The sequence below is a fragment of the Rhodoferax sp. genome, from assembly GCF_037143375.1.
Lineage (GTDB): Bacteria > Pseudomonadota > Gammaproteobacteria > Burkholderiales > Burkholderiaceae_C > Rhodoferax.
This window is the reverse complement of sequence record NZ_JBAWYV010000192.1, coordinates 1-5,102: the sequence shown is the minus strand read 5'-3', so window position 1 is coordinate 5,102 and position 5,102 is coordinate 1. Positions and strand designations below refer to the sequence as shown.

The following is a 5,102-nucleotide window of genomic DNA, read 5'->3' as shown; positions in this document are numbered from 1 at the left end:
ATGTGCACTGTTTTTTCGCTGATTTCCAGGGCGCTGGCGATCAGCTTGTTGGGGCGGCCCAGCGCCACCAGCCGGGCGACTTCACGCTCGCGCGGAGACAGGGTGGTTAGCGTCAGGTGTGCACTATCGCGGCGCTGCGCCTCATCCAGCACTTCAGCACAACGCCGCACAGCCGCCGCCACGGCGTCCAGCACCTTCTGATCGTTGAACGGTTTCTCGATGAAATCACAGGCGCCGGACTTCATGGCCTGCACTGCCATGGAGACGTCGGCATGCCCGGTCATGAACAAAATCGGCACGGCAAAGGCGCGTTCATGCAGGATTTGCTGCAGTTCAAGTCCACTCATGCCGGGCATCCGGATGTCGAGCAGCAGACAGCAGGGCTGCGTCAGCACGCTGGCCACCGGCAAAAACTCAGCCGCTGAGGCGAATAATTGCACCCGCCAGCCGACCGACTCCAACAGAAAACGCAAGGAGCGGCACAGCGCCGGGTCGTCATCAACGACATAAACAATGGATTTTTCAGACAGGGGGGACATGGCAAGGGAGGGAAAAAGAAAAGCGCATACCGGGACCTTGTGGGTTCAACTCGGCCCACAGGCGACCGCCGTGCGCTTCAATGATGGTTTTACAAATGGGCAAGCCCAACCCCAAGCCATCGGGTTTGGTGGTGAAGAAGGGTTCAAACAGGTGACTCAGGTCGTCGGCCGTGAGCCCACAGCCTTGGTCGATGACCTGCACCAGCACGCGTTTGTCCAGGGTTTCGATGCGCAGCAAAATGCCTTGCCGCTCAGTCGGCAGATCGCGTCCGGCATCGATGGCATTTTTCAGCAGGTTGAGCAGCACCTGTTGAATTTGAGGCCCATCGGCCAACACCTGTTCATGTGGCAGCGACGCGTTTTCAATGACAATGGCGGGCGGGTGCATCAACATCCCCAGCAACAAACGTCGCGCCTCGACTGCGATCAGGGACAGATCGACCGGCTCCCGCACGGCCGGGCGCTTGCGGGCAAAGTGGCGTATGCGTCGCACGATGTCACTGGCGCGTTGGGCCTCGTTGTCAATTTCAGTGCAGGCTTCCAACACTGCCTCGGGGGTCAATTTCTGATCGGCCTGGCGGCGCAGCACGCTGCGCGCGTAATTGCCGATGGTGGTCAGTGGCTGGTTGATTTCATGCGCCAGATTACTGGAAAGCTCCCCCAGAATCGACAGGCGCGACAAGTGATCCATCTGTTCCTGATGGCTGCGCATGCGCGCTTCTGCCGCTTCACGGGCACTGAGTGAGTCGCGCAGTTGCGCGGTACGGCGCTTCACCAGATGTTCGACCCGAACCGTATGAACACCTCCGGCCACCAGCAGCAGCAAAAGCCCCAGCAGCCAGGGCCAGAACCGTTTGAGCAAGGCTTGTGGCGTATTGGCCCGCAGGAAAGCATAGGGTTCAAGGCGCAGCTCCCGGTACAGATCATGTACCGGTTGGTAATCCGCAGGCACCGACCAGCTCAGGCCGCCGGCGGTTTCCGGCATATTCAGGAGCGCCTGGGCCACCTGTTTGGCCAGCGTGCGATCGGTGCTGCGGGTGACGGCAATCGGCCAGTCGGGGTACAGCGGGGTCGACAAGGCGCAGGCAAAGCCGTCTTCATGGCGGGGTGACAGCACACGAAAGTCGGTCATCTTCAGATCGCCCTGGCGCGCCAACTGTTCTGGCAGGCAGGTGCGAACGACCCCCGCATCCACGGCCCCGCTATGCACCGCGGCGATGATGTTGGTCATCGGCAAGCCCATGAAGCGAAGTTCCTTGAGGTCAGTCTCGGGGTCAATCCCCTGGCGCAGCAACTCACGCGCCACCACCAAATAACCGCCAAAGGCCTGCGGCGCCACGGCGGCGAGGCGCTTGCCGGCCAGATCAGACAAAGCATTCAGGTCATGGCGGTCGGCCCGCACGATCACCACTGAGCCAATGCCCTTGGCGGGAGACAGGGCCAGTGGGGACGTCAGCGTCGCAATTCGGCTCAGACCAAACTCGTACTCCATGGCGACGTAGTAACCGGGATTGGTAATGACCAGGTCAACGCGTTGCTCTGCAATGGCAGTGCGCAGCCCCTCGGCATCAAAATTATCCAGCCGAAAACGGTAGGCCGGCAAGGCGGCGTTGAGGTGCTTCAGGACTGGAGACCAGTCCGACGTAGCCGCGCGCTCACCCTGGTAGGCAAACACGCCGAGGACCACCTCTTTGGCGAACACCGGCGTGAGTCCCCCGCACAGCAACACAAACCAAAGACAAAGTGCCTTGACAACAAAAGGCCAGCGTCCCGCCGTGATGCTCATCGGGTCAGGTCAATCGGCGAACTTGCCGGCGGCTTCGATCAAGGGTTTGAGTTTGGCGATTTCGCTCGCCACAAAGGCCTTGTGTCCAGCCGGCTCTATGCGGCTGTCAGTCACCACCACGGCCCCCAGGGCTTCCTGTTTGCGGATGAAATCGGGGTCTTTCAAAGCCAGTTTCAATGCCTCGTTCAGCTGCTTGAGCACGGCCGCTGGCGTGCCTTTCGGTGCATAGACACCGTGCCAGATGGTGAGGTTAAAACCATTTAAACCCATCTCCTTGAGTGACGGGTAGTTCTTGAGGAAGGTGGGGTGATTGAGTCTCTCGGAAGTGGTCACAGCAAAGGCCTTGACACGCCCGGTTTCAATCTGAACTGCAGTGTTGGTGGTCTGGTCACACATCACATCCACCTGCCCGTTCACCAGCGCGGTCATGGCTGGTGCCGTGCCGCCAAACGGGAGCGTGTTCATGGCCTCCCGGGCGTTAATGGCCGACTGCCACATGAGTCCGCACAGGTGCGAGGCCGAGCCCAAACCGGCGTGCGCCATGTTGAGCTTGCCACGGTTGGCACGGATGTAGTTTTCAAAATCGTGGTAGTTATTCACCGGCAACTGCGGCTTGCCAATCAAGGTCATCGGCACTTCGTTGACCACACCCAGGAAATCAAAGTCGACCAGCGGGTTGAACGCCAGTTTGCGGTACAAACTCGGCGTCGAGGCCATGCCAATATGCCAGATCAGCAGGGTGTGACCATCGGGACTGGCTTTGGCCACCTTGCCCGCACCGATGGTGCCGCCAGCACCGTTGACGTTCTCGATCACAAAATTGGCGCCCGGCAAGGATTTGCGCATCGCAAGGGTCAAATCGCGTGCCACAAGGTCCGTTGGCCCACCCGCGGCAAAAGGCACCACCACCACAATCGGCTTGCTACCCGGAAAGCCCTGCGCCTGAGCCACCAAAGCCGTCACCGCCACGGCCAAAACAAGAAAACGTTTCACGACACAACTCCTCTTCAATCTGTGCCGTTCGACTATAAATCACTTGTAGCTGCGGGCGTCCTCAATCACTTTGCCATCGTTGGGGAGGCTGCCGGGCAACACCAGTTCGACCTGCGAACGCAGTTTGGTCACATCGCGAATGGCATCGGCAATTTTGGCAACCAGGCCGTCCGGCCCGCCGCAAGCGGTTTCGACCCTGAGCGTCATGACGTCATTCGCCATTTCACCAGTCACGACCAGACGGGCCCGCGCCACTTCCGGGAAGCGCTTGATGACCTCGGACACCTGACCGGGATGCACAAACATGCCCCGGATTTTGGTGGTCTGGTCGGCGCGACCCATCCAGCCCTTGATGCGGGTATTGGTGCGCCCGGTCGGGCACGGCCCGCTCAGTACGGCTGACAAATCACCGGTACCAAAACGAATCAACGGGTAATCGGGGTTAAGTGTGGTGACCACGACTTCGCCCACTTCGCCTTCCGCCACCGGGTCGCCGGTGCCGGGGCGCACGATCTCGACAATTACGCCTTCGTCAATCACCAGGCCTTCGCGCGCCTCGGTCTCGTAGGCAATTGAGCCCAGATCGGCGGTGGCGTAGCACTGGTAACCGGCAATGCCGCGCTCGGCAAACCAGTCGCGCAGGGATGGCGGAAACGCCTCGCCGCCAAACATGGCTTTGGTCAGGCTGGGCAGGGCCACGCCCATTTCAGCCGCTTTATCGACAATGATTTTCAGGAAACTGGGGGTGCCAATGTAACCGGCGGGCTTCAGTTCGATGATGGCCTGCACTTGCTGCTCGGTCTGGCCGGTGCCGCCGGGGAACACAGTGCTGCCCATGGCGTGGGCACCCGATTCCATCATGGAGCCGGCTGGAACAAAGTGGTAACTGAAGCAGTTGTGTATCAACTCACCGGGCCTGAAACCGGCCGCATAAATAGCCCGTGCCATGCGCCAGTAATCCTTGGCCGCACCTTCGGGTTCGTAAATCGGACCGGGGCTGGCAAAAACACGCGGCATCTGGCCCCCAAAGGCCACGGCGCTAAAGCCACCAAACACATCACCTCCAGCGCGACGACTGGCCTGCTGGCGCTCCAGCAACTCGTGCTTTCGGGTCACCGGCAGACGCGCCAAAGCTTGCCGGTCGATCACGGTTGCCGGGTTGACGTCTTTCAGAATCTCGGCAAACGCAGGTGAGGCATTTTTAGCCCGCGCTACCTGGCCCGGCAATGCCGCCATCAAGGCCGCTTCACGCGAGGTGCTGTCGCGCGTTTCCAACGCATCGTAATGTTGAGTCATAGGAGTTAATTTAGAGGAAAGTCGTCTGTTAGGTGGCGGAGCCACCCGTGCATTTTTTAGGCCAGCCAGCGCTTGCGGCGCTTGTAACTTTTCACATCCTTGAAGCTCTTGCGCTCGCCGCCACCCATGCCCAGATAGAACTCCTTGACGTCTTCGTTGTTGGCGAGGTCGCTGGCTGCACCGTCCATCACCACCCGCCCGGACTCCATGATGTAGCCGTAGTCGGCGTATTTCAGGGCCATGTTGGTGTTTTGCTCGGCAATCAGGAAGGTGACTTTCTCTTTGGTGTTGAGGTCTTTCACGATCTCAAACACCTCTTCCACAATCTGCGGCGCCAATCCCATCGAGGGCTCATCCAGCAGCACCATGTTGGGGTTGGCCATCAAGGCGCGGCCAATGGCGCACATTTGTTGTTCTCCGCCTGAGGTGTAGGCGGCCTGACTGGTGCGCCGGGTTTTAAGGCGGGGAAAGTAGTTGTAGACTTTTTC

Annotated in this window: 5 protein-coding genes; all 5 read right to left on the bottom strand. The window is 60.0% G+C overall.

Annotated elements, in window-relative coordinates; genetic code table 11:
* The coding region (locus WCG50_RS17295) for a response regulator (protein ID WP_336900840.1) at positions 1-539 on the bottom strand (539 nt) is incomplete at its 3' end.
* Positions 523-2,325, bottom strand: a complete 1,803-nt coding sequence (locus WCG50_RS17290) for a PhnD/SsuA/transferrin family substrate-binding protein (RefSeq protein WP_336900839.1) — start codon at positions 2,323-2,325, stop codon at positions 523-525. The genes WCG50_RS17295 and WCG50_RS17290, both read right to left, overlap by 17 nt.
* Positions 2,326-2,334: 9 nt before the next feature.
* The gene (locus WCG50_RS17285; protein WP_336900838.1) at positions 2,335-3,318 is read right to left on the bottom strand and encodes a tripartite tricarboxylate transporter substrate-binding protein; all 984 of its coding nucleotides are present in this window, start codon (positions 3,316-3,318) and stop codon (positions 2,335-2,337) included.
* A 39-nt stretch (positions 3,319-3,357) separates the two neighbouring features.
* Positions 3,358-4,614 carry an AMP-binding protein gene (locus tag WCG50_RS17280; protein ID WP_336900837.1) on the bottom strand — a complete coding sequence of 419 codons (1,257 nt, stop codon included), beginning with the start codon at positions 4,612-4,614 and terminating at the stop codon, positions 3,358-3,360.
* Positions 4,615-4,670: 56 nt separating this feature from the next.
* Positions 4,671-5,102, bottom strand: a 432-nt coding sequence (locus tag WCG50_RS17275; RefSeq protein WP_336900836.1) for an ATP-binding cassette domain-containing protein, incomplete at its 5' end; no start/stop codon positions are given.